The sequence below is a fragment of the Mesorhizobium sp. M4B.F.Ca.ET.203.01.1.1 genome (assembly GCF_004791025.1).
Lineage (GTDB): Bacteria > Pseudomonadota > Alphaproteobacteria > Rhizobiales > Rhizobiaceae > Mesorhizobium > Mesorhizobium abyssinicae.
The window spans coordinates 404,851-426,056 of record NZ_SRUO01000005.1 but is presented as its reverse complement, the minus strand read 5'-3'; the positions used below and the strand labels follow the sequence as shown (position 1 = coordinate 426,056).

Here is a 21,206-nt window from a genome sequence, read left to right as displayed (position 1 = left end):
CTACGCGCTTTTGGGCGACAGGCATCATGCGAGCAGCAGCCGGCCGAGATGAACCGGCAGCACTTCGGCGCGATACCAGGCGCTGGCGACCGGATCGGTGATCGGCGCTATGCCCTCGTTTGCCACGGCCAGCGCCGGCGCGATCTCCCCGCGCGTCAGCCGGCAGCCGAGCAGCGCCTTCTCGGCCGCCCGGGCGCGCATCGGCCGGTCGGCCATGCAGCCAAGCCCAATGCGCGCGGAAGTGATCGTGCCGTCGTCCGCCCGTTCCAGCAACGCGGCGATGCTGAGCACCGAAATGCCCTTGGGCTTGATCCGCGACACTTTGAGAAAGCGGAAGCTCTCCTGGCGGGGCAAGGCGAAGGTGACGGAGGTGACGATGGAACGGCTGGCGTCGCGTCCGGCCAGGAAGGTCTCGATCGGCACTTCGCCATCCTCGGCGGCGACGCTCGCGTCCAGCGCAAGCAGCGCGACGGCGAAGTCGCCGTAGGGCGCAGGCGCGAAGAGATTGCCGCCGACGCTTGCCATGTTGCGGATCGCCGGGCCGCCGACGGCGCGCGCGGCGGGCGCAAGCCATGCGAGCTCCGGGTGGCGGGCGATCGCAGCCATGGTGACGGAGGCGCCGAGGCGAACCTTGCCGCCGGAAACGGTGATCGCCGACAGTGACGGTTCGGTGGCGCGGACGAGGCTGGAGACAGAGACATCGCCTTGATTGGCGGCGCGCACGACCAACGTGCCGCCGCCGAGATAGCGCGTGCCGGCGGCCTGCAGTGCCGCGTTCGCGTCCTTCACCGTCGGGAATGTCTGGAGGGCAAGCGCCATGGCACGCTCCTTGGCTCAGCTTTGGCCGGCGAAATGGCTCTTCAGCGCGTTGAAGCCGCCCTGGAAGACATTGGCGCCCATGCCTTCGGCGAGCTTGTCGGCTTCCTCGGGAGCGGCGTCGAAGCTCGCGCTCCATTCGGCAAAGGTGCGGTCGCCGTCGGTGACACGCCGCAACTGCAGCGTCGCCTTGTGATTGGTGATCGGCTGCGGGGTCTCGAGGATGGAGTAGCTGACCAGAAACTTCTCGTCGGAGAAGTCGAGCAGCTTTTCGCGCAGGCGGGCGCCGCTGACGAGCTGGAAGTTGCGCACGCAGCCAACCGTGCTTGCGTCCTTGCCGTCCTCGATATGGCTTTCGACCATGCGCGGGTGCCAGCCCGGCAGGCCGTTGAAGTCGCGTATCCGCGCCCAGACCTGTTCGACCGGCGCGTCGATGACGCTGGAGATGGTGACTTTCGCCATGGAGCCGTTCCCTTGCGGATGCGTATGGCGGGAAGGGTAGGGCGCACAGGCAGTCGGCGCTTATCAATGCGTCTTGAGTGCCTATCAATCAGTCTGAAAATAGAGCCGCTGCAGCCAGGGCCGCTCAAGCCATCGCTCGCGCGGCCTCGCGATAGAGCGTCGGCGGCACGCCGACATGGTCGCGGAAGAAGCGCGAGAAATTGCCCTGGGTGGTGAAGCCGAGATTGCAGGCGACCGAGATCAGCGGTTCCTGCGACCATTGCAGCTGGCGCACGGCTTCCTCCATCCGCAGCGTGTTCCAATAGACGTTCGGCGTCAGATTGGTCTGCTCCTTGAACAGGGCGAAGAAATGCGGCCTCGACAGGCCGACGCTGCGGGCCACGTCGTCGAAGGAGATGCGTTCGCAGACATTGGCCTTCATCAGCTGGATCGCCTTGCGGACGCGGAAATCCTGCATGGTGTTGACGCGGCCGCGCGCCACATGCGGCGCCGAGGCGTCGGCGGCGTCGAGCACGCTGTCGATGAAGCGCTCGATCTCGTAATTGGCGATGTCGTCGATGCTCTCATTGTCGCTGAGATGATCGAGCAGGTGCGCCGCCGCCTGGTGCAGCCACGGCTCCAGCGTGATCGCCGCCTGCGCGAACAGCGGCGCCGACGAGGGCAGGTCACGGCGCCGGCGAGCCCAGTCGGGATCGATGTAAAAGGCGAGGAACAGGCCCGGCCTGCCATCGTGCGACAAGGCATGGCTGTGCGGCTGGAAGGAGTTGATGCCGGCGGCGGTGTCTGGTCCGAGCCGCACCGTCTCGCGGCCGATGGTCATCTCGCCGGCCGTGCCGTCCAGCCAGATGATCAGATGCGCCTCGACATGGGCATGGGTGACGAAGTCGTTGGCGACATTCAGGACAGAAACATGTCCGAACCGGCCCCAGTAGAGCCTGATCGCTTCCGTCATGGGTATATCCTCCCGCGGGCGACTGGCCTCCCTTCGCCCGCCCAGCGATTGTGCGGCGGGCGTCGGGCGCTCGTCAAGGCGCGTGCGCCAGGCCTCACAGGCGCCTTGCGCCGCACGGGCGGATTTTCAGACTGAGCGATAGGAGCCGGATCCGGTCCGGCCTAGTCGCTGCGCCGGAAGTTGCGGATACGGTCGAACAGCACTGCGAGCAGGATGGCGCCGCCGATGAAGGTGCCTTGCCAGAAGGCGTTGATGCCGAGCAGGCCGAGGCTGTTGCGGATCACCTCGATCAGCGCCGCACCGACAATGGCGCCGAAGGCGGTGCCGACGCCGCCCGCGAGGTTGGCGCCGCCGATGACGGTGGCGGCAATCACCTGCAATTCCATGCCGGTGCCGATGTTGGTGGTGACGGCGCCCAGCCAGCCGGTCTCGATGATGCCGGCAATGCCGGCGGAGAGCGCCGAGATCATGTAGACCGCGACCTTGATCTGCTTGACGGGAACACCGGTCAGCGTCGCCGCGTGCTCGTTGCCGCCGATGGCGAAGATGTGCCGGCCGAACTTGGTCCAGCGCAGCGTGAAGCCGGTGATCAGCGCCAGAAGGATCATGTAGAGCACCGGATTGGCGATGCCGAACACCCAGGCGCCGCCGCCCAGCGCCAGCAGCTTGTCGTGGTCCGGACCGAACTGGAAGACGACCGTGTTGTTGGAGGCGACCATGGCGAGGCTGCGCGCGATGGACAGCATGCCGAGCGTCACCACGAATGGCGGAAAGCCGAGATACGCGATCAGAATGCCGTTGAAAGCGCCGATGACGAGCGCTGTCAGGATGGTGGCGAGGATGCCGACTTCGATGCCGTAGCCGGCATGCATTGTGACGGCCAGCACCATCGAGCACAGGCAAAGCACCGAGCCGACCGACAGGTCGATGCCGCCGGTGATGATGACGAAGGTCATGCCGAGCGCGACGATGGCGACGAAGGTGATGTTGCGGGTGATGTTGTAGAGGTTCTTCTGCGTGGCGAAGGCGTCGGTGGCGAAGGACAGGAACAGGCAGGCGAGGATCACCGCGATCACCACCCAAAAAGTCTGGCTGCCAAGCAGCCGCGACATGAAGGTGTGCTGCTTCTGCGCGATCGTCTGGTCAAGGGTGACAGCCATTATCGACCTTTCCTGCCGGGCCGCGCCAGCACCGTAAATTCCAGGGTTGCCGTGCTCATGCGACCTGCTCGATGGCGCCGGTGATCAGACCGGTTACCTCCTCGGGCGAGCTGGACGCGATGGTCTTGTCGGCCACTTTCCTGCCGCGCCGCATGACGATGACGCGGTCGGCGACGTCGAAGACATCGGGCATGCGGTGGCTGATCAGCACCACCGCGATGCCCTGGTCGCGCAAATGGCGGATCAGGTTCAGGACTTCGGCGACCTGGCGCACGGAGATCGCCGCGGTCGGCTCGTCCATCAGCACGATCTTGGCCTGCGACAGCATGGTGCGGGCGATCGCCACCGCCTGGCGCTGGCCGCCCGACATCTGCTTGACGAGATCGCGCGGGCGGGTCTCGGACTTCAGTTCGGCGAAGAGCTGGCCGGCGCGCTTGTACATGGCGGCATAGTCGAGGATGCGGAACGGACCGACGCCCCTGCGCAGCTCACGGCCGAGATAGACATTGGCAGCGGCGGTCAGGTTGTTGCACAGCGCCAGGTCCTGATGGACGATCTCGATGCCGTGCTGGCGGGCCTCCGCCGGCTTGTGCAGGACAAGCTCCCTGCCGTCCAGCTGCATGTTGCCATGGCTCGGGCGGAAATTGCCGGCGATCATCTTGACCAGCGTCGACTTGCCGGCGCCGTTGTCGCCCATCAGGCCGACGACCTGGCCGGGCTCGATCGACAATGACACGTCGTTGACCGCCTGGATGGCGCCGAAATGCTTCGAGATGTTGGTGAGTTCGAGAACCGCCACCAGCCTAATGCCTCCCTGTTGCGGCCTGCGGTTCTGCCGCGGCCCCGCTCTCCCCGGCTCCCCCCGGGAACGGCGATTTGGCGCATTTACGCAAATGCTCATGCAGGCGTCAATCAATTGTCGGACGAATTGAAGGAATGTTTTTGCAAAAATCCGTTTTGTAGGACAAATAGCAATTGACGTTGGCCGCAAGCCGATATTACCTAAGCATCGGAGGAAGATTATGCCGATCTTTCGACCCGGCTGGGCGGGCGGAATCGGCGGGCGCGATACCGGTCCGGGACTTGGCGGCAGTTCTCGTCAGCGCGGTTCGGCATTGCATCTGGAAATGCTTATCGACCTGGACTGGCGGGGCACGAGCGCTCGTGAAACGATGCTCTGTTTTCGCGCACCGGGTTGATCTGCGTGGCGGGCACGCCGTGCCCGTCTGTTTCAAGGGAGGACTGATATGAGGAAATCACTTTTGCTCGCCGCTGCCGCCGTCATGGCGTTGGGCGCCGGGCCGGCACTGGCCAAGAAACAGCTCGTCATTGTGGTGAAGGGGCTCGACAACCCATTCTTCGAAGCCATCCACCAGGGCTGCGAGAAGTGGAACAAGGAAAACGCCAGCTCAGAATATGAATGCTTCTACACCGGCCCGGCATCGACTTCGGACGAGGCCGGCGAGGCCCAGATCGTGCAGGACATGCTGAGCAAGCCCGACACGGTGGCGATGGCGATTTCGCCTTCGAATGCGCCGCTGATCGCGCAGACGATCAAGACCGCCAATCCCTCGATCCCGATCATGACGGTCGATGCCGACCTTGCCAAGGAAGATGCGGGCCTTCGCAAGACCTATCTCGGCACCGACAACTATCTGATGGGCAAGAAGATCGGTGAATACATCAAGAAGGCCAAGCCCAATGGCGGCAAGATCTGCACCATCGAGGGCAATCCGGCGGCCGACAACATCCTGCGCCGCGCGCAAGGCATGCGCGACGCGCTGTCGGGCAAGGACGGTCTCGCCGCGCTTGCCGGCGAAGGCGGCTGGACGGAAGTCGCCGGCTGCCCGGTGTTCACCAATGACGACGGCGCCAAGGGCGTGCAGGCGATGACCGACATCCTCGCCGCAAATCCCGACCTCGACGCCTTCGGCATCATGGGCGGCTGGCCGCTGTTCGGCGCGCCGCAGCCCTACCGCGACCTGTTCAAGCCGATGGCCGACAAGATCGCCAGCAACGCCTTCGTCATCGGCGCCGCCGACACGATCGGCGACGAGGTGGCGATCGCCAGGGATGGTCTGGTGACCGCGCTGGTCGGCCAGCGGCCGTTCGAAATGGGCTACAAGGCGCCGTCGGTGATGATCGACCTCATCGAAGGCAAGAAGGTCGACGATCCGGTCTTCACCGGCCTCGACGAATGCACCAAGGATACGGTCGACACCTGCATCCAGAAGTAGTCCGCGATAGCGGGGCGTCCTTTCGAGGACGCCCCGTCACTTCCCTCAGGGACAAGGACAGGCAGCATTGTCGGGGCGGCAGGCTCCGGCTTTGACGCGCCCATGCGTCTTGCTTTCGACGAGACATTGGTTTTTCGACGAAGACATCGGCGGGTGCGGACAATCCCGGACAGTTTCCCAACGACAGCGCGCCGACGCCGGAACGCCGATGCCGGACGACAGATCAAGAAAGCGCGCCGCCAGTACCGGGACGATAGCCGGCCCTGCCGTTACCGCTCGACGGCCAGAGATGGCCTGGACCCCGGGGTCCAGCGTGCATGCCTCGCTGGCCAGCGAGATCGGCCTCAGGATCGTGCGCGGCGACTATCCGCCCGGCACCATCCTGCCCAACGAAGCCAAATGGTCGGAGACCTTCAACGTCAGCCGCTCGGCGGTGCGCGAAGCGATCAAGATGCTGATGGCGAAGAGCCTTTTGGCGTCGCGCCCCAAGATCGGCAGCTGGGTCGAACCGAAAGAGCGCTGGAACCTGCTCGATCGCGATGTGCTAGCCTGGTATGCGACGGCGCCGGATCGCGAGCTGTTCCTGAAGACGGTGCAGGAGTTCCGCCACATCATCGAACCGGAAGCCAGCGCCTTCGCCGCCATGCGCAGGAGCGAGGAGCAGATGGCGGAGATCAGCCAGGCCTGCCGCGAGATGGGGGCCGCCACCAACCTACAGGAGCGCACGCGCGCCGACACGCGCTTCCACCTCGCCATCCTGCGCGCCTCCGGCAACGAGCTTCTGGTGCCGCTCGGCGTGCTGATCGAATCGGCGCTCGACCATCTGTTCGTCTTCGTCACGCGCGAGCACAGCGACCAGCGGCGGGCGCAGTCGCTGCACGAGGCGATCGAGAAGAGCATCCGCCTCAAACGCCCGGCCGCCGCCAGGAACGCCGTGCACAGGCTGCTCGCCAACACCGACGAGGTCATCCAGCGGTCGCGGCGGTGACGCGACGTCCGTCTTCCATGGCCCGAAGCCGTTCAGCTGCAGAATCAGCGTCCCGCTCTAAGCATTTGTTTTACCGCGGCCGGACGGACGACCGGTACCGCTTTTCCTGGGTCGCGCTCAGATCTTTTGCTTCACGCCATCCTTCGACGGCATCAGGTCGACGCCGTTGACCTTGCCGATATGGGTCGCCAGCATCGGCACGAACTGCTCGGCCGGGCCGGCGGCATAGGCGCCGGCGAAGGAGTTTTTGGTGGCGTTGCCGAGGGGATTGGCGATGCCGGCGGCGCCCGCCATGGACTCCAGATAGGTGAGGTCCTTGAAAGCGTTGGCGATGGAGAATTTATGCGCGTCGCGGTCGCCCTCCAGCGTCCAGCGCATGAAGGTCTGATAGAAGGGGCAGTCCATGCGGCCGTTGCGGATGACGCTGTCGAAGCGCGACGGCGAGATGCCGACCTTCTCGGCCAGCGCCAGTGCCTCGGAATAGATCGCGGCGTAGCCCAGCGAGATGAAATTGTTGAGCAATTTCATGCGGTGGCCGTCGCCGGTGTCGCCGATATGGACGATACGGCCGGCCCAGGTCTCGATCACCGGCTTCACCCTGTTGAAAACCGGGTCGGGCGCGCCGACCATGGCATCCAGCGTGCCTTCCCAGGCCTCCTTCGGCGTGCGGCTGAGCGGCGCGTCGACATAGTCGACGCCAAGCGCCTTGAGTTCGGCCGCCAGCGCCACCGTCGAGACCGGGTCGGAGGTCGAGCAATCGACGACCACGGCGCCTTGCTTCAGGCCTTCCTTCAGGCCGCCGGGGCCGCGAATGATGGCTTCGACCTCGCGCGAGCCGGTGACGCAGATGAAGACGATGTCGGATGATGTCGCCACCTCGCGTGACGTCGCCGCTTCGGTGGCGCCGCGGCCAGCCAGGTCCTCCGCCGGTTTGCGGTTCTTGCGACCGAGAAAGGTCAACGGATAGCCCTTGTCGACGATGTTCTTGGCGATGCCGTGCCCCATGAGGCCCAGGCCGATGAAGCCGATTTTTTCGCGCGCAGCGGTGGTGGTCATGTCGTTCCGTCCTGTCTGGGGATTATCGATAATTTCGCCGTTGTTCTTGCCGCATATGGTTGCGGAATGCAATATTGTCTGACAATACACGGCAATATCGAGCGATGTGGAGAGCGAAATGACGAAGCGGATCATGTTCACCGGCGGCAGCGGCAAGGCAGGGCGGCACGTCGTGCAGTATCTGGTCGATCATGACTGCCAGGTGCTCAACATCGACACCAAGCCGCTCGACAATCCGAAAGTGCGCACGTTGATCACCGACATCACCGACAGCGGCCAGGTGTTCAATGCGCTGTCGAGCTATATGGGCCTGCACGAGTTCGATCCGTCGCTGCGTCCGCAGCCGGTCGACGCCGTTGTGCATTTCGCCGCCATCCCGCGCATCATGATCACGCCCGACAACGAGGTGTTCCGTATCAACGCGATGGGCACCTACAATGTCATCGAGGCGGCGGTGAAACTCGGCATCCGCAAGGTGGTGGTTGCGTCCAGCGAGACGACCTACGGCCTGGTCTTCGCCAACGAGCCGCGCGATCCCAAATATTTCCCGCTCGACGAGGAGTACGACGTCGATCCAATGGACAGCTACGCGCTGTCCAAGATCGTCAACGAAAAGACGGCGCGCGCCTTCGCGCAGCGCAACGGCACCGACATCTACGCCTTGCGCATCGGCAACGTCATCGAGCCGCATGAGTATTCGCTGTTCCCGAAATGGTTCGCCGATCCGGGCTTCCGCAAGCGGATCGCCTGGAGCTATGTCGACGCCCGCGACCTTGGCCAGATCACGCTCCGCGCCATCGAGAAGGACGGGCTCGGCTATCAGGTGTTCAACGCCGCCAACGACGACACCTCGTCCGACCTGCCGACAGCGGAACTCCTGAAGCGGTTCTATCCGAACGTGCCGGTCAAGGCGGAGCTCGGCGAATACGAGACGCTGCTCTCCAACCGCAAGGCGCGCGACCTGCTCGGCTTCCGTCCGGAGCACAGCTGGCGCAAATACGTCAAAACGGCCTGATGGGGCGCAAAGCCGTGGCTGATCTGTGCACAGCCGCCGGCTTTGCGCTCCATCAGCCTTGCCGTGCTTGACAGGGTCCGAAATCCGGACTTTCTGGGGCAGATGCGGAACGGGAAGCCGAACAAGGAAAAATCACCGGAGCAGGCGGCGTCCGCCGAGCGCCAGGCCGCCATTCGCCGAGCCGATGCGCCGCGCATTCCGGGATCGAGCGTGCATGCTTCGCTGGCCAGCGAGATCGGCCTTCGGATTGTGCGCGGCGACTATCCGCCGGGCACCATCCTGCCCAACGAGGCCAAATGGTCGGAGACCTTCGACGTCAGCCGTTCGGCCGTGCGCGAGGCGATCAAGATGCTGATGGCCAAGAGCCTTTTGGCATCGCGCCCGAAGATCGGCAGCTGGGTGGAGCCGAAAGAGCGCTGGAACCTGCTCGACCGCGACGTGCTTGCCTGGTACGCGACCTCGCCCGACCGCGAGGTCTTCCTGAAGACGGTGCAGGAATTCCGCCATATCATCGAGCCGGAGGCGACGGCTTTCGCCGCGATGCGGCGTACCGAAGAACAGATGGCCGAGATCAGCCAGGCCTGCCGCGAGATGGGCGAGGCGCCGACGCTGCAGGAGCGGACGCGCGCCGACACGCGCTTCCACCTCGCCATTCTCAGGGCATCGGGCAACGACTTGCTGGTGCCGCTCGGCGTGCTGATCGAATCCGCGTTCGACCATCTGTTCAGCTACACGACGCGAGAGGTCGACGACCTGCAGCATGCGCAGAAGCTGCATGAGGCGATCGAGAAGAACATCCGGCTGCAGCGGCCGGACGCGGCGCGCGCCGCGGTGCGCAAGCTGCTCGCCAACACCGACGACGTCATCAAATCGAGATAGACGACGCGACCCGAGCGAAATCAATCGTCTTGCTCGCGGCCGAAAGCGGCGCGCAGCTCGTCCTTGGCCTTCTCCAGCACTCGCTTGCGTTCCGCCGGCAGGTTGCTGCCGGCACGGTTGATGTAGAAGTTCAGCATCGACATGGCGGACTGGAACGGCTCGGCCTTGCGCCGGTCGCTGTGCTCGGCCGATCGCTTGAGCGAGGCGGCGATCTTCCTGGCATCGTCGGATTCGAAGACATGCTCCTCGAGATCCATCGCGTTGCTGTGCCCGGTCACTTCGGCCGACCATTTTCGTTTCGCGGTCATGGCAGCACTCCTTTCATAACGGAAACTCAACGCGGAGATGTCTGTTCCCGCCGGATCCTTGCTTCTGGAGCGACGGATTTGCCTGTCGTGGCGCTGCTCGATGCCCGCCGATGCGCCGAATAGTGGAGCCGAACCGCTCGATCCAAAGAACACCGCGGACAGGAAACGCCTTGGCCACCACCTTCTCCAGCAGCGCCCAGAGCCCAGGCATCGACAGCGCCTATGCCTGGATCCGGCTCGCCATCTCGGTGGTTCTGGCGACGATCGGCGGTGTCGGCATGTGGGCGGTGGTCGTGGTGCTGCCGGCGGTGCAGGCGGAGTTCGGCGTCGATCGCGCCGCGGCCTCGATGCCTTATACCGCGACCATGGTCGGCTTTGCCGCCGGCAATGTGCTGGTCGGCCGCGCCATCGACCGGGTGGGCTACTGGATTCCGGCGCTGGTTTCCGCGACGGCGCTCGGCGCCGGTTTCCTGCTCGCCTCGCTCACCAGTTCGATCCTCGGCTTCACCCTGGTCCAGGGACTTCTGATCGGCGTCGGGACGTCGGCAATCTTCGGCCCGCTGATCGCCGACATCTCGCATTGGTTCAACCGGCGCCGCGGCGTCGCGGTGACGGTGGCGGCATCGGGCAATTACCTCGCCGGGGCGGTCTGGCCCTTCGTCATGCCGACGATCATGAGGGCGGAAGGCTGGCGCTTCACCTATGCGGCGATCGGCGTCGTCTGCCTGCTCACAATGGTGCCGCTGGTGCTGATGCTGCGGCGCGGCGCTCCGCACGAAGCGATGGCCGGCACTGCCGGCGGCCGTCCGGTGCGGCCGATCTCGCTTTCGCCGTCGGCGCTGCAGCTTCTGCTGGTCGTCGCCGGCTTCGGCTGCTGCATGGCGATGTCGATGCCGCAGGTGCACATCGTCGCCTACTGCATGGACCTCGGTTACGGCATGGCGCATGGCGCCGACATGCTGTCGATCATGCTGGCGGCGGGCGTCGCCAGCCGCATCGGCTCGGGCTTCCTTGCCGATCGCATCGGCGCGGTGAGGACGCTGCTGATCGGCTCGGTGCTGCAATGCCTGTCGCTGCTGTTCTACATCCCCTTCGACGGGCTTGCCTCGCTCTATGTCGTGTCGCTGGTCTTCGGCCTGTCGCAAGGCGGCATCGTGCCCTGCTATGCGATCATCATACGCGACTACATGCCGGCAAGGGAGGCCGGCCAGCGCGTCGGCATCGTCATGATGGCGACCATCTTCGGCATGGCGGTCGGCGGCTGGATGTCGGGCTGGATCTATGACCTCACCGGCTCCTATGCCGCCGCCTTCCTCAACGGCATCGCCTGGAACCTGGTGAATCTGGCGGCCATCCTCCTGCTGATGTGGAAGGCGCGGCGCAGCGCCATGGCGATGGCCTGACGGCGGGCCGCGAGGTCCCGCCTGCTTGACAAGGGCGGCATGCTGCGCGACGCCAGAATGGCGCGGCGAGGGATTGGCATGGCGATACCGACAAAGACCATCGTTTCGCGGCCCAGCCTGGATGATGGCGGGGCATCGAGGGCAGGGCGGTGATCAAGCCGCGCTCGCGCCGCGGCGGCGGCCGCCCGACCATCGCCGACGTGGCGCGCAAGGCCGGCGTCGGCGCGATCACCGTATCGCGGGCGCTGCGCGAACCGGGGCGGGTTTCGGAAGAGCTGCGCCGCCAAATCCAGGCCGCCGTCGACGAGCTCGGCTACGTTCCCGATCCGAACGCAAGGGCGCTGGCCTCGGCCCGCGCCGAGGTGTTCGGCGTACTGGTGCCGTCGCTCACCAACAACGTCTTCGCCGAGGTCGTGCGCGGCATCTATGACAGCCTGTCGGACAGTCCCTTCCGGATCCAGCTCGGCAACACCCATTATTCCGGCCTCGAAGAGGAGCGCCTCCTGCAGGTGTTCGCGCCGCAACGTCCGGCGGCTTTGATCGTGGCCGGCATTGACCAGACGCCAACCTCGCGCCGCCTGCTGGAGACGGCCGGCTGCCCGGTGGTTCAGGTCATGGAGACCGGTCCCGATCCGGTCGACATGCTGGTCGGGTTTTCGCATTTCGACGGCGGCCGGGCGGCGACCGAGCACCTGATCGAGGCGGGCTACCGGCGGGTCGGCTTCATCGGCGCCCGCATGGACCCGCGCTCGCAGCGGCGCCTGGCCGGCTATCGCGCCGCCATGGAAGCGGCGGGCCTGTTCGACCCGCGGCTGGTGACCACCACGCCACTGCTGTCCAGCGTGACGCTCGGTCGAGAGCTTCTTCGCGATGCGTTGGCCAAGATGCCGTCGCTCGACGCGGTTTTCTGCAACAACGACGATATCGCGCTTGGCGTCCTGTTCGAATGCCATCGCGCTGCTATCGAAGTTCCCAAGACCATCGGCATCGTCGGCTTCAACGATCTCGACATGATGCAGGCGGCATTTCCGTCGGTCACCAGCATCCGCACCCATCGCTATGAAATCGGCCGCCAGGCAGTCGCCATGGCGCTGGCGGCGATCGCGGGGGAGAGGCCGCGACAGCGCGTTGTCGACCTCGGTTTCGAGCTGATGAGGCGCGAGAGCACAGCACGTTGAAACACGCAGAAGCGACTGTGCAAATGCCGGTTTACACTGCGTCATGGTAGCGCTACCAGTTGTTTCGCGCGAAAATTCAAAGCAAGACCAGGGTCTGTTTATTATATATAAGCGACAGCTCATGCTTGTTTATTATATATAATATGCTAGCTTTGTTTTCTCCTTGAGGGAGATGGAGGAGGGGCATCGGGTGGCAAGCCGCCACCCTGAAAGGCGTCATGGGCAAGGCTGGAGGGCCTTCCCAGATGTGGATAGGCGCCAGAACCACGCAGCATCAAGCAGAACTGCAACCGGGAGGAATATCAATGATCAAGTCACTTGTTGGTGGCATCGTTGCCGCCACTGCATTCGTCATGCTGAGCTCATCGGCGATCGCCGAGCCGGAAGTCGTCAAGGGGCCGGCAGCCGAGCCGGATTGCTTCGCGCCGTGGGCGGCCGACACCCAGTTCTTCAAATTCCCCAAGAAGGATGGCCCGTACCGCATCGCGCTCGCCAACGGCTATATCGCCAACACCTGGCGCATCCAAATGATCCAGACGGCCAAGGCCTATGCCGCGCAGAAGGACGTCGCGGCAAAGCTGAAGGAATTCAAGGTCGTATCGACCGGCGAGGATGTCCCGGCGCAGATTTCGGCGATCAACAACTTCATCGATTCCGGCTTTGACGCGATCGTCGTCAATGCCCAGAACCCGACAGCCTTCGGGCCGGTGATCAAGCGCGCCAAGGAAGCCGGCGTCGTCCTTGTCGCCTTCGACAACATCCTCGACACCAAGGATGCCATCAACGTCAATGTCGACCAGAAGGGCCTCGGGGAACTGTGGGCCAAGTGGCTGATCAGCCATATACCCGATGGCGGCAAGATCCTGGAAGTACGCGGTGTTGCCGGCACCTCGGTCGATACCGATCGCCACAATGGCATCCATGAGGTCCTGGACGCTTCGGGCAAGAAGTGGGACGTCACCGAAGTCGCCGGCAAATGGGATGATCCGACAGCGCAGAAGGTCACCGCCGACGCCATCGCCACCAACGGTCCGTTCGTCGGCATCACCGGCCAGGGCGGCGACACCGGCATCGTACAGGCGATGATCGATGCAAAGCATGCTTTCGTGCCGTTCGGCGGCGAGACCGAAAATGGCTTCCGCAAGTTCTGCGCGGCGCACGCCGCCGATGGCCTGAAGTGCTCGTCGGCCGGCACCGGCCCCGCCCAGGTGGCGGTCGCCATCAAGACGGCGATCTCCGCGCTCGAGGGCAACGTCGTGCCGCAATCGGTGAAACTGCCGCTGGCGATCGTCGAGGATCCGAATTTCAAGGAAGGCCAGGATTACTTCCCCGATCAGTCCGACAATTTCTTCGTCGGCAATTCCTTCCCGACCTGCGGGATCAATTTCACCGCGCAGGAAATCATGGGCCAGACCAAGGAAAACAAGTAGTCTGACCGGCCGGAGCGGCGGGCATCTCCCGCGGCTCCGGCTGCTTGCCACCTATCGACAGCAAATTGCCTCGGAGGGCTGATGGACGGCGCGGTTCCGCTCTTTAGCATGCAAGGCATATCCAAACGCTATGGCGGCGTGCGGGCCCTGGAAAAGGCGGAGCTGTCCGTCACGGCGGGTAGCATCCATGCCATTCTCGGCGAAAACGGCGCCGGCAAGTCGACATTGATCAAGGTGATGGCCGGCGTCGTGGCGCCCGATGAGGGCCGCATGCTACTCGATGGAAGCGAGGTGAGTTTCGCCTCGCCGGCGGCGGCCAACCGGGCGGGCATCGTCTGCATTTTCCAGGAGCTGTCGCTGATCCCCGAGCTCAGCGTGGCCGACAACATCGTCATTTCCGATCCGCCGAAGCGTTTCGGCCTGATCGACCGAAAGGCGCAGCGCCGTATCGCCGAAGAGGCGCTCGCCCGCGCCGGTGCTTCCGACATCCACCCGCTGGCGCTGGTCAAGGACCTTCCACTTTCAAGAAGGCAGATGGTCGAGATCGCCAAGGCGCTGGCCCGCAAGCCGCGCATCCTGATCCTCGACGAGGCCACCTCGGCGCTGACCGCGACCGACGTCGCCAAGATCTTCGGCGTGCTGAAGCGGCTGCGGGAAGAGGGGCTGGCGCTGCTCTACATCTCGCACCGGATGAACGAGATCGCCGAGCTTGCCGACCAGTGCACCGTCTTCCGCAACGGCCGCAATGTCGCCAGCTACGCTGCCGGCTCGAAGAGCGACAGCGAGGTCGTCGAACTGATGATCGGACGCGAATACAGCCACATATTCCCGCCGAAGCCGGCCCGGCACGGTGCCGCCGTCCCGGTGCTGGAGGCGCGCAACCTGTGCTGGACCGACCGGCTGGACAATGTCTCGCTCACCGTCGGGGCGGGCGAGGTCGTCGGCCTCGGCGGCCTCGACGGCCAGGGCCAGCGGGAGTTGCTGCTTGCCTTCTTCGGCGTGCTGCGCGGCCTTGCCGGCGAGATACTGGTCGATGGCAAGGCGGTTTCCATCGCCAGTCCCTCAGCCGCGCGCGACGGCCGCATCGGCATGGCGCTCATCCCCGAGGACCGCAAGACCGAGGGGCTCATGCTGCCTATGACGGTGCGCGAGAACCTTTCCTTCGCGGCGCTCGACCGGCTGTCGAAGGCCGGCGTCATCGACCGCGCGACCGAGCAGCGGCTGATCGACGACATGGTGGAGCTGCTTGCCATTAAGACCGCCGGCCTCGACATTCCGGTCGGCGCGCTGTCGGGCGGCAACCAGCAGAAGGTCGTCATCGCCAAATGGCTGATGCGGCAGCCGCGCATCGTCTTGCTCAACGACCCGACACGCGGCATCGATGTCGGCACCAAGCAGGAACTCTACCAACTGATGCGCAAGCTCGCCGACGCCGGGGCCGCGATCCTGTTCTATTCGACCGACTATGACGAACTGATCGGCTGCTGCGACCGGGTACTGGTGCTCTATGACGGTGCGGTCAAGCGCGAGCTGGTCGGTGCCGAGATCACCGAGCATGCGCTGATCGCCAGCGCGCTCAATATCCACGGCGAGGGCGCCGGTCCGCTGCAGGGAGAGGGCGCATGAAGAGGATCGTAGCGTGAAGGATTGGCGTTACTGGCTGGCCGAGCAACGCGGAACGTTGCTCGCACTCGGTATCTTCGTCGCCATGTTCGCGATCTACAGCGCGAACCATCCGGCCGGCTTTACCGCCAATGTCGTGCAGACGGCCGCCAACAAAGGCGTGCTGCTTGCCTTCGTCGCCATGGCGCAGACTCTGGTGGTGATCACCGCCGGCATCGACCTTTCGGTCGGCATGATCTTCACGCTGACCAATTGCCTGGCTTCCTGGCTGGTGATCGGCACCGGGCTCGAGACCGCTTTCGGCGTCATCGCCGTGCTCGGCACCGGGCTCGTCTGCGGCGCCATCAACGGCGCCATCGTCATCTATGGACGGCTGCAGCCGATCGTCGCCACCATCGCCACCGGTGCCGTCTATTTCGGCCTCGCGCTGCTGCTGCGGCCGTTTCCCGGCGGTTCGGTCAATGAAGATCTTGCCGACGCCCTCACCGGGCGGCTGTTCGGCCTGGTCCCGGCGAGCCTGGTCGCGCTGGCAGTCGTTGTGCTGATCGTGTGGGTGCCGTTCAGCCGCTCGGAGCTTGGCCGCGCGGCCTACGCCGCCGGCTCCTCGGAGACCGCCGCCTATATGTCGGGCGTGCCGATCCGGCGCGGAAAATTTGTCGCCTACACGCTTGCCGGGCTGCTGGCCGCGATCGGCGGGCTGTTCCTGACCTTCTTCACCTATACGGGCGACGCCGCCTATGCCAGCGGCAACGCCTACACGCTGTTTTCGATCGCCGCCGTAGTGCTCGGCGGCGTCTCGCTGTTCGGCGGCAAGGGCAGCGCGCTCGGCGCGATCTTCGGCGCGCTCGCCTTCCGCACCATCGGCGACCTGCTCTTCGTCTTCGACCTCGACCCGCTCTGGCAGCCGCTGTTCCAGGGCGTTATCCTGCTGATCGCGGTCAGCCTCGGCGCCTTCGCCCTGTTCAGGGTCCGCAACCGGCTGGAGTGGTTCCTGTGAGCGATACGACCCTCATCGGCGGCATTGCCGGGCGCATGCCGAAATTCCTTCGCCGCGCCGATCCGGCCGTCGTCACCGCCTTCGCCTGCATCGTGCTGCTGCTGCTTGTCGGCAGCCTCTATTCGCGCAGCTTCCTGTCGCCGGAATATCTGCTGCAGCAGCTCAAGGTGGCATCGTTCCTCGGCGTCATCGCCACCGGCATGATGCTGGTCATCCTGCTCGGCCAGATCGACCTGTCGGTGCCATGGTCGGTGGCGGTCGGCGCCATGATGGCGTGCGCGGCCGCGGCTTACGGGCCGCTCGGGTCGGTGCTCGCCATCCCGTTCGGCATTGTCTGCGGCATCGCGATCGGCGTCGTCAACGGCATCGGCGTCGCGTATCTGCGTATCCCCTCGATGATCATCACGCTGGCCACCAATGCCGTCGCGCAAGGGCTGATGGTGGTCTACACGGGAGGCTTCTCACCGCAGGATTCGGCAACGCCGGCGATGCGCTATCTGGCGACCGGCTTTGCCATTCCGGCGGTGCCCAACGCCGTCATCATCTGGGCGCTGATCGGCGCGGCCATGGTCTTCCTGCTGACCCGCACCGGCTTCGGCCGCGCCGTCTACGGCATCGGCAACCGGGAGCGCGCCGCCTATCTTTCGGGCATCGACACACGCCGCGTGGTGATGGTCGCCTTCGCGGTTTCGGGCGGGCTCTCGGCCTTTGGCGGCGTGCTTTTGGCCGGTTACGCTTCGAAGGCGGCGCAGTCGATGGGCGATGCCTATCTGTTGCCGTCGATCGCTGCTGTTGTGCTCGGCGGCACCTCGATCCTTGGGGGACGCGGTTCCTATCTGGGCACCGTCGCAGGCGTCATCCTGATCACGCTTCTGCAGTCCATCCTCTCGGTCATGCAGATGCCGGAGGCGGGGCGGCAGATCGTCTACGGCGTGGTCATTGTGGTCATGCTTCTGCTCTACGGCCGGGCGCCGGCGAGCCGCTGACCGTGACCGAAAAAGCTGGACCGCTGCCGAGCGAGGCACGGACGAGCGACGCCCAACCGCCACTGGCCATAGTGGCGATGGGGGTGGCCGGCTGTGGCAAGTCCGCGGTCGGCGAGGCGCTGGCGGCGGCGCTGGGTGCGGCATTCGTCGAGGGCGACAGGCTGCATCCGCCCGAGAACGTGGCGCGCATGGCAAGCGGTGAGCCGCTCACCGACGAATTGCGCGCCGGCTGGCTGGATGCGATCGGGGGGCGCATCGCGGCCGCGATCGCCGACGGGCAGAGCGTGATCGCCGCCTGCTCGGCGCTGAAGCGCGGCTACCGCGCGCGACTGCGCGGCTTTTGCCCGGAGCTGTGCTTCGTCTATCTGGAAATCGATGCTGAAACCGCCAGGCGCCGTGTCGCCAGCCGCAAGGGGCATTTCATGCCGGCGAGCCTTGTCGACAGCCAGTTCGCCACGCTCGAAGCGCCGACGGCGGATGAACCGGCGTTGACCGTGGACGGCACCGGCCCGATCTCCGACATCGTCGCCGGCGTGCTTGACGAATTCAGGACAAAGACCTCATGAGGATATGTCGGCGCCCGCGTCCGTCGTGTCGCCCGACCGCTCGGTGAACCTCTGGGCGCCTGCCCATACCATCATCTGTTCCGGGTACAATTTCATCGCCTCCAGGAGGCGATCGCGCTTGAGCAGGATGTAGCGCGCCTGCATTTCGAGGTTCTTCGCCGCCATGTCCCTTGTCGCGGCGGATGCCGGCCTTGCCGGCGGCGCCAGTTCGGGGCTGATGACCGCGCGGTATTCGCGAAAGGGCACGGTCTCGAAGGTCGACATGGCAAACAGCGCCGTTCCGCCTCGCGCGGCGAAGTTTGCCGGAGCCGAGGCCAGCTGGGTCCAGCCACTTTCCCCGATGCCGACTTCTGTGAAGGTGGTGCCGGCGTGGGTCGTGTTGGTCATCAGGACGATGCCGTTTTCCCTCAGCATGCGTTGCATGCGCACCGTCACCTGGTAGGCATCGCCGCGCTCGAAGACGACCCGGCTTTTGAGGTAGCGGTTCTCCACCGCGATCAGCGGCCGGTTGAGGAAACGCAGGCCGAAAACCGAGTCTGAAAAGCCGTGGAAGTTGACGCTGACCTGGTGCGTTTCGAGGCCGGCGGCATGCAGGGCCCGCTTGCCGATGATGGTCTGGGCGGTGAACTGATCGCACCAGATGATGGCGCCGCGGCCGCGCCGCAGCGCATCGCGCAGGCCCTCAAGCCCTTCCAGCCGGATTTCCGGCGACCAGCCGTGGCCGGTGAGGTGCGCGGCAAGCAGCAATTGCCGGCGATGAACAGCGGCGAGCAATTGCCTGAACAGCGCTTGCGCATCGACGTGGTCGCCAAGGACGGTGCGGACCGCTGCGGCGTAGCGTGGAAAATCCTTGCGGAGATGGCGCTTCAGCCGAAGCTTCGAACTCCAGGCGCAGATCGGCGCCCACCAGACGACCGGCAGTGTCGCGGCGACGACGAGAAGGAAAGAAAAGAGCAGGCTTTCGCGAAGATCGCGGTTCGAGAAGCGGCGCAGCCGGCCGGGTCCGACCAGCCTGCGGCTGAAGAAGCGCACCGCTTCGCCACGCTCCGGCACCGGCACGTCGGCGATGATCTCGGTGTGATGGACGGGGGACGATCTCCTGCGGTCGGCCCTGCGGGATTTTCCGAACCACGGCAGCCTCATCGGATCGGTGTCCCGCCTGTTCCTGGTTGCGTCCGAAAGGCCGCTCTACTGCGTCCATGGCCGCTGCGCAATCGGGCACGAGCATTCGAGCGCCCAGGGGACGGGCGCAGGCCTTGATGCGGAGCTTCAGGTCCGGGCTAATAATTTGTTTCCAGGCAATTCCGGACGGAAGGCTACGGCGAAGTCGCCGAGCCTAACCGTTACACGCTTTTCCTGGAATTGCTCTAGATCTGCGACGTCAGCTCGACGGGGAAATCGTCATTGTCGGCGTCGCGCATGGCGGCGAGGCTGCGGTTGTCGAGCACTTCGGCGATCGCCTGGCGCACTTCCAGCATCATGTGCCGGACCTGGCAGGTCGCCTCGTCGCAGTCCTCGCAGCGCTGGTACTGCGTGCGGCTGGCGCAGGGGATCGGCGCCAGCGGCCCGTCGAGGACGCGCACGACATGGCCGATCTTAATCTCGGAGGCCGGGCGGGCAAGGCGATAGCCGCCTTCCTTGCCCTTGCGGCTCTGGACGAAGCCGGCATTGCGCAACTCGCCCAGAATGGCGTCGAGGAATTTCTTCGGAATGTTGTTGGCGACGGCGATGTCGTTGACGAATGCAAGCTGGCCGGCCGGCAGGCCGGAAAGATGCACGAGGGCCTTGAGGCCGTATTTGCCTTTTTTGGTAAGCATGCCCGATTCAGTTCACGAAAAACCCCAATCGCCTGCATCTGGCGGTTGTTTGTGTGCAAATCATGACGTCTCGGATCGCGTATTGCCGTTTCGCGCAAAACAAGCCGCCCGACGGCACGTTAGGCACAAACGCGTTGATTCTTTGTAACGTTTCTCACAGATGAGGTCGGGATTTTGCCAGGCATCGGCCTGCTGGCGCATGAAATAGGAAAGCCGGCGAAGCCGGCTTTCCTGTTCAGGTCGACGCCGAGGCGTTGGAGCCGTCAGCGGCTGCCATAGGCCTGCTCGAGCAGGCCGCCGGCGGCGAAATGCTCGGCCTGCACCTTGGACCAGCCGCCGAAGGCGTCGTCCACCGTCAGCAGGCGGACATCGGGGAACTGGTCCTTGTACTTCGCCGCGACCGCCGCATCGCGGACGCGGTTGCCGTTGCGGGCAAGGATGTCCTGGCCTTCGGGCGTATAGAGGAAGTCGAGGTATGTCTTGGCGAGATCGCGCGTGCCATGCTCGTCGGCAACCTTGCCGACGATGGCGACGGGGAATTCCGCCAGCAGGCTGACCGAGGGCGTGACCTGCTCGAACTTGTCGTTGCCATACTCCTTGCGGATGCCGCGCGTCTCCGATTCGAAGGTGATCAGCACGTCGCCGATCTCGCGCTGCACGAAGGTCGTTGTGGCGGCACGGCCGCCGGTGTCGAAGACCGGCACGTTGTTGAACAGCTTGGTGATGAACTCCTTCACCTTGGCGTCGTCGCCCTTGAAGGCCTCCTTGGCGTAAGCGGTGGCGGCGAGATAGGTGTAGCGCGCGTTGCCCGATGTCTTCGGGTTGGGGAAGATCACCTGCACGTCGTCGCGCACCAGATCGTTCCAGTCCTTGATGTGCTTGGGGTTGCCGGCGCGCACCAGGAAGGACGGCAGCGAATAGAAGGGCGAGGCGTTGTCTGGGAAATCCTTCTGCCAGTCGGCGGAGACGAGCCCCTTCTTGACCAGGAAATCGACATCGATGACCTGGTTCAAGGTGACGACATCGGCGCCGAGCCCTTCGGCGATGGCGCGCGCCTGAGCGGAGGACCCGGCATGCGACTGGTCGATCGTCACGCCCGGATGTTCGGCGACGAAGGCCTTGTTGACTTCGGCGAACAGCTCGCGGCCGACGTCGTAGGACGCGTTCAGCAACCTGTCGGCCGACCAGGCCCCGGAGGATGCGAGGAAGAGGGTGGCCAGTGCCGCCGCGCCAAGCAAAAATCGCTTCATGAAAACCGGCTCCTTGAGAGTTGCAACAAGGGCGCAGGATAATAGCACAAGGCCGGCCAGCGCCAGACATGCGAGCCGGCGCT

The 21,206-nt window shown here is 64.9% G+C and carries 21 protein-coding genes; 11 read left to right on the top strand and 10 right to left on the bottom strand.

Translation table 11 applies throughout. From position 1 onward, the window contains the following. Positions 1-24 precede the first annotated feature (24 nt). The 5 genes from EN846_RS14620 to EN846_RS14600 all read right to left on the bottom strand — a co-directional run bounded on the left by EN846_RS14620 (position 25) and on the right by EN846_RS14600 (position 4,189). Positions 25-819, bottom strand: a complete 795-nt coding sequence (locus EN846_RS14620) for an FAD binding domain-containing protein (protein WP_128346635.1) — start codon at positions 817-819, stop codon at positions 25-27. A gap of 15 nt (positions 820-834) precedes the next feature. Continuing rightward, complete coding sequence (locus EN846_RS14615) at positions 835-1,278, bottom strand: SRPBCC family protein (protein WP_127286803.1); 444 nt, start codon at positions 1,276-1,278, stop codon at positions 835-837. Positions 1,279-1,402: 124 nt separating this feature from the next. Further along, positions 1,403-2,230 carry an AraC family transcriptional regulator gene (locus EN846_RS14610; protein WP_127286804.1) on the bottom strand — a complete coding sequence of 276 codons (828 nt, stop codon included), beginning with the start codon at positions 2,228-2,230 and terminating at the stop codon, positions 1,403-1,405. A 161-nt stretch (positions 2,231-2,391) separates the two neighbouring features. Continuing rightward, on the bottom strand, positions 2,392-3,390 hold the full coding sequence (locus tag EN846_RS14605) for an ABC transporter permease (protein ID WP_127286805.1): 999 nt from the start codon (positions 3,388-3,390) through the stop codon (positions 2,392-2,394). Between the two features lie 55 nt (positions 3,391-3,445). Beyond that, positions 3,446-4,189, bottom strand: a complete 744-nt coding sequence (locus EN846_RS14600) for an ATP-binding cassette domain-containing protein (protein WP_127390979.1) — start codon at positions 4,187-4,189, stop codon at positions 3,446-3,448. Between the two features lie 448 nt (positions 4,190-4,637). Here EN846_RS14600 and EN846_RS14595 point away from each other — a divergent pair, with 448 nt between their 5' ends. Beyond that, positions 4,638-5,627, top strand: coding sequence for a sugar-binding protein (locus EN846_RS14595; RefSeq protein ID WP_126059019.1), 990 nt, complete (start codon positions 4,638-4,640; stop codon positions 5,625-5,627). 208 nt (positions 5,628-5,835) lie between these two features. Further along, complete coding sequence (locus EN846_RS14590; RefSeq protein WP_128347023.1) at positions 5,836-6,615, top strand: FadR/GntR family transcriptional regulator; 780 nt, start codon at positions 5,836-5,838, stop codon at positions 6,613-6,615. 117 nt (positions 6,616-6,732) lie between these two features. On the opposite strand, the gene EN846_RS14585 is transcribed toward EN846_RS14590, so the two are convergent. After that, the gene (locus EN846_RS14585) at positions 6,733-7,671 is read right to left on the bottom strand and encodes an NAD(P)-dependent oxidoreductase (RefSeq protein WP_127310860.1); all 939 of its coding nucleotides are present in this window, start codon (positions 7,669-7,671) and stop codon (positions 6,733-6,735) included. Between the two features lie 118 nt (positions 7,672-7,789). Between EN846_RS14585 and EN846_RS14580 the strand changes: the two genes are divergently transcribed. Together EN846_RS14580 and EN846_RS14575 are read left to right on the top strand one after the other, a co-directional pair. Next, on the top strand, positions 7,790-8,686 hold the full coding sequence (locus EN846_RS14580) for an NAD(P)-dependent oxidoreductase (protein ID WP_127394020.1): 897 nt from the start codon (positions 7,790-7,792) through the stop codon (positions 8,684-8,686). Between the two features lie 102 nt (positions 8,687-8,788). Beyond that, on the top strand, positions 8,789-9,565 hold the full coding sequence (locus EN846_RS14575) for a FadR/GntR family transcriptional regulator (RefSeq protein ID WP_126059023.1): 777 nt from the start codon (positions 8,789-8,791) through the stop codon (positions 9,563-9,565). A 20-nt stretch (positions 9,566-9,585) separates the two neighbouring features. On the opposite strand, the gene EN846_RS14570 is transcribed toward EN846_RS14575, so the two are convergent. Next, positions 9,586-9,873, bottom strand: a complete 288-nt coding sequence (locus EN846_RS14570; protein WP_127285462.1) for a DUF3175 domain-containing protein — start codon at positions 9,871-9,873, stop codon at positions 9,586-9,588. A 170-nt stretch (positions 9,874-10,043) separates the two neighbouring features. On the opposite strand from EN846_RS14570, the gene EN846_RS14565 reads away from it, so the two are divergent. The 7 genes from EN846_RS14565 (at position 10,044) to EN846_RS14535 (ending at position 18,056) form a co-directional block, all read left to right on the top strand. Further along, complete coding sequence (locus EN846_RS14565) at positions 10,044-11,276, top strand: MFS transporter (protein ID WP_127392708.1); 1,233 nt, start codon at positions 10,044-10,046, stop codon at positions 11,274-11,276. A gap of 149 nt (positions 11,277-11,425) precedes the next feature. Then, positions 11,426-12,454 carry a LacI family DNA-binding transcriptional regulator gene (locus EN846_RS14560; protein WP_127392707.1) on the top strand — a complete coding sequence of 343 codons (1,029 nt, stop codon included), beginning with the start codon at positions 11,426-11,428 and terminating at the stop codon, positions 12,452-12,454. 305 nt (positions 12,455-12,759) lie between these two features. Beyond that, positions 12,760-13,884 carry a sugar ABC transporter substrate-binding protein gene (locus tag EN846_RS14555; RefSeq protein ID WP_127285459.1) on the top strand — a complete coding sequence of 375 codons (1,125 nt, stop codon included), beginning with the start codon at positions 12,760-12,762 and terminating at the stop codon, positions 13,882-13,884. Between the two features lie 81 nt (positions 13,885-13,965). Beyond that, positions 13,966-15,510 carry a sugar ABC transporter ATP-binding protein gene (locus EN846_RS14550; protein WP_127285458.1) on the top strand — a complete coding sequence of 515 codons (1,545 nt, stop codon included), beginning with the start codon at positions 13,966-13,968 and terminating at the stop codon, positions 15,508-15,510. Positions 15,511-15,523: 13 nt separating this feature from the next. After that, positions 15,524-16,504 (top strand): ABC transporter permease, encoded by a 981-nt coding sequence (locus tag EN846_RS14545; RefSeq protein WP_127285457.1) that lies wholly within the window; start codon positions 15,524-15,526, stop codon positions 16,502-16,504. Next, positions 16,501-17,490, top strand: a complete 990-nt coding sequence (locus EN846_RS14540; RefSeq protein ID WP_127285456.1) for an ABC transporter permease — start codon at positions 16,501-16,503, stop codon at positions 17,488-17,490. Before EN846_RS14545 ends, EN846_RS14540 begins: the two co-directional genes overlap by 4 nt. A 77-nt stretch (positions 17,491-17,567) precedes the next feature. Continuing rightward, the gene (locus EN846_RS14535; RefSeq protein ID WP_127392709.1) at positions 17,568-18,056 is read left to right on the top strand and encodes a gluconokinase; all 489 of its coding nucleotides are present in this window, start codon (positions 17,568-17,570) and stop codon (positions 18,054-18,056) included. Here the strand turns inward: EN846_RS14535 and EN846_RS14530 are convergent. The 3 genes from EN846_RS14530 to EN846_RS14520 all read right to left on the bottom strand — a co-directional run bounded on the left by EN846_RS14530 (position 18,051) and on the right by EN846_RS14520 (position 21,123). Then, positions 18,051-19,199, bottom strand: coding sequence for a hypothetical protein (locus EN846_RS14530; protein ID WP_127392706.1), 1,149 nt, complete (start codon positions 19,197-19,199; stop codon positions 18,051-18,053). The two genes, EN846_RS14535 and EN846_RS14530, sit on opposite strands and share 6 nt — an antisense overlap. A 224-nt stretch (positions 19,200-19,423) precedes the next feature. Then, positions 19,424-19,873 carry an Rrf2 family transcriptional regulator gene (locus tag EN846_RS14525; protein ID WP_013530871.1) on the bottom strand — a complete coding sequence of 150 codons (450 nt, stop codon included), beginning with the start codon at positions 19,871-19,873 and terminating at the stop codon, positions 19,424-19,426. A 263-nt stretch (positions 19,874-20,136) separates the two neighbouring features. Further along, the gene (locus EN846_RS14520; RefSeq protein WP_127394294.1) at positions 20,137-21,123 is read right to left on the bottom strand and encodes a sulfate ABC transporter substrate-binding protein; all 987 of its coding nucleotides are present in this window, start codon (positions 21,121-21,123) and stop codon (positions 20,137-20,139) included. Positions 21,124-21,206: the final 83 nt, after the last annotated feature.

Coding starts and splice junctions, on each gene's coding strand:
- EN846_RS14555 (WP_127285459.1), top strand. CDS start 12,760: ATGATCAAGTCACTTGTTGGTGGCATCGTTGCCGCCACTGCATTCGTC.
- EN846_RS14535 (WP_127392709.1), top strand. CDS start 17,568: ATGGGGGTGGCCGGCTGTGGCAAGTCCGCGGTCGGCGAGGCGCTGGCG.
- EN846_RS14580 (WP_127394020.1), top strand. CDS start 7,790: ATGACGAAGCGGATCATGTTCACCGGCGGCAGCGGCAAGGCAGGGCGG.
- EN846_RS14585 (WP_127310860.1), bottom strand. CDS start 7,671: ATGACCACCACCGCTGCGCGCGAAAAAATCGGCTTCATCGGCCTGGGC.
- EN846_RS14605 (WP_127286805.1), bottom strand. CDS start 3,390: ATGGCTGTCACCCTTGACCAGACGATCGCGCAGAAGCAGCACACCTTC.
- EN846_RS14615 (WP_127286803.1), bottom strand. CDS start 1,278: ATGGCGAAAGTCACCATCTCCAGCGTCATCGACGCGCCGGTCGAACAG.
- EN846_RS14610 (WP_127286804.1), bottom strand. CDS start 2,230: ATGACGGAAGCGATCAGGCTCTACTGGGGCCGGTTCGGACATGTTTCT.
- EN846_RS14590 (WP_128347023.1), top strand. CDS start 5,836: ATGCCGGACGACAGATCAAGAAAGCGCGCCGCCAGTACCGGGACGATA.
- EN846_RS14525 (WP_013530871.1), bottom strand. CDS start 19,873: ATGCTTACCAAAAAAGGCAAATACGGCCTCAAGGCCCTCGTGCATCTT.
- EN846_RS14595 (WP_126059019.1), top strand. CDS start 4,638: ATGAGGAAATCACTTTTGCTCGCCGCTGCCGCCGTCATGGCGTTGGGC.
- EN846_RS14550 (WP_127285458.1), top strand. CDS start 13,966: ATGGACGGCGCGGTTCCGCTCTTTAGCATGCAAGGCATATCCAAACGC.
- EN846_RS14520 (WP_127394294.1), bottom strand. CDS start 21,123: ATGAAGCGATTTTTGCTTGGCGCGGCGGCACTGGCCACCCTCTTCCTC.
- EN846_RS14575 (WP_126059023.1), top strand. CDS start 8,789: ATGCGGAACGGGAAGCCGAACAAGGAAAAATCACCGGAGCAGGCGGCG.
- EN846_RS14570 (WP_127285462.1), bottom strand. CDS start 9,873: ATGACCGCGAAACGAAAATGGTCGGCCGAAGTGACCGGGCACAGCAAC.
- EN846_RS14620 (WP_128346635.1), bottom strand. CDS start 819: ATGGCGCTTGCCCTCCAGACATTCCCGACGGTGAAGGACGCGAACGCG.
- EN846_RS14530 (WP_127392706.1), bottom strand. CDS start 19,199: ATGAGGCTGCCGTGGTTCGGAAAATCCCGCAGGGCCGACCGCAGGAGA.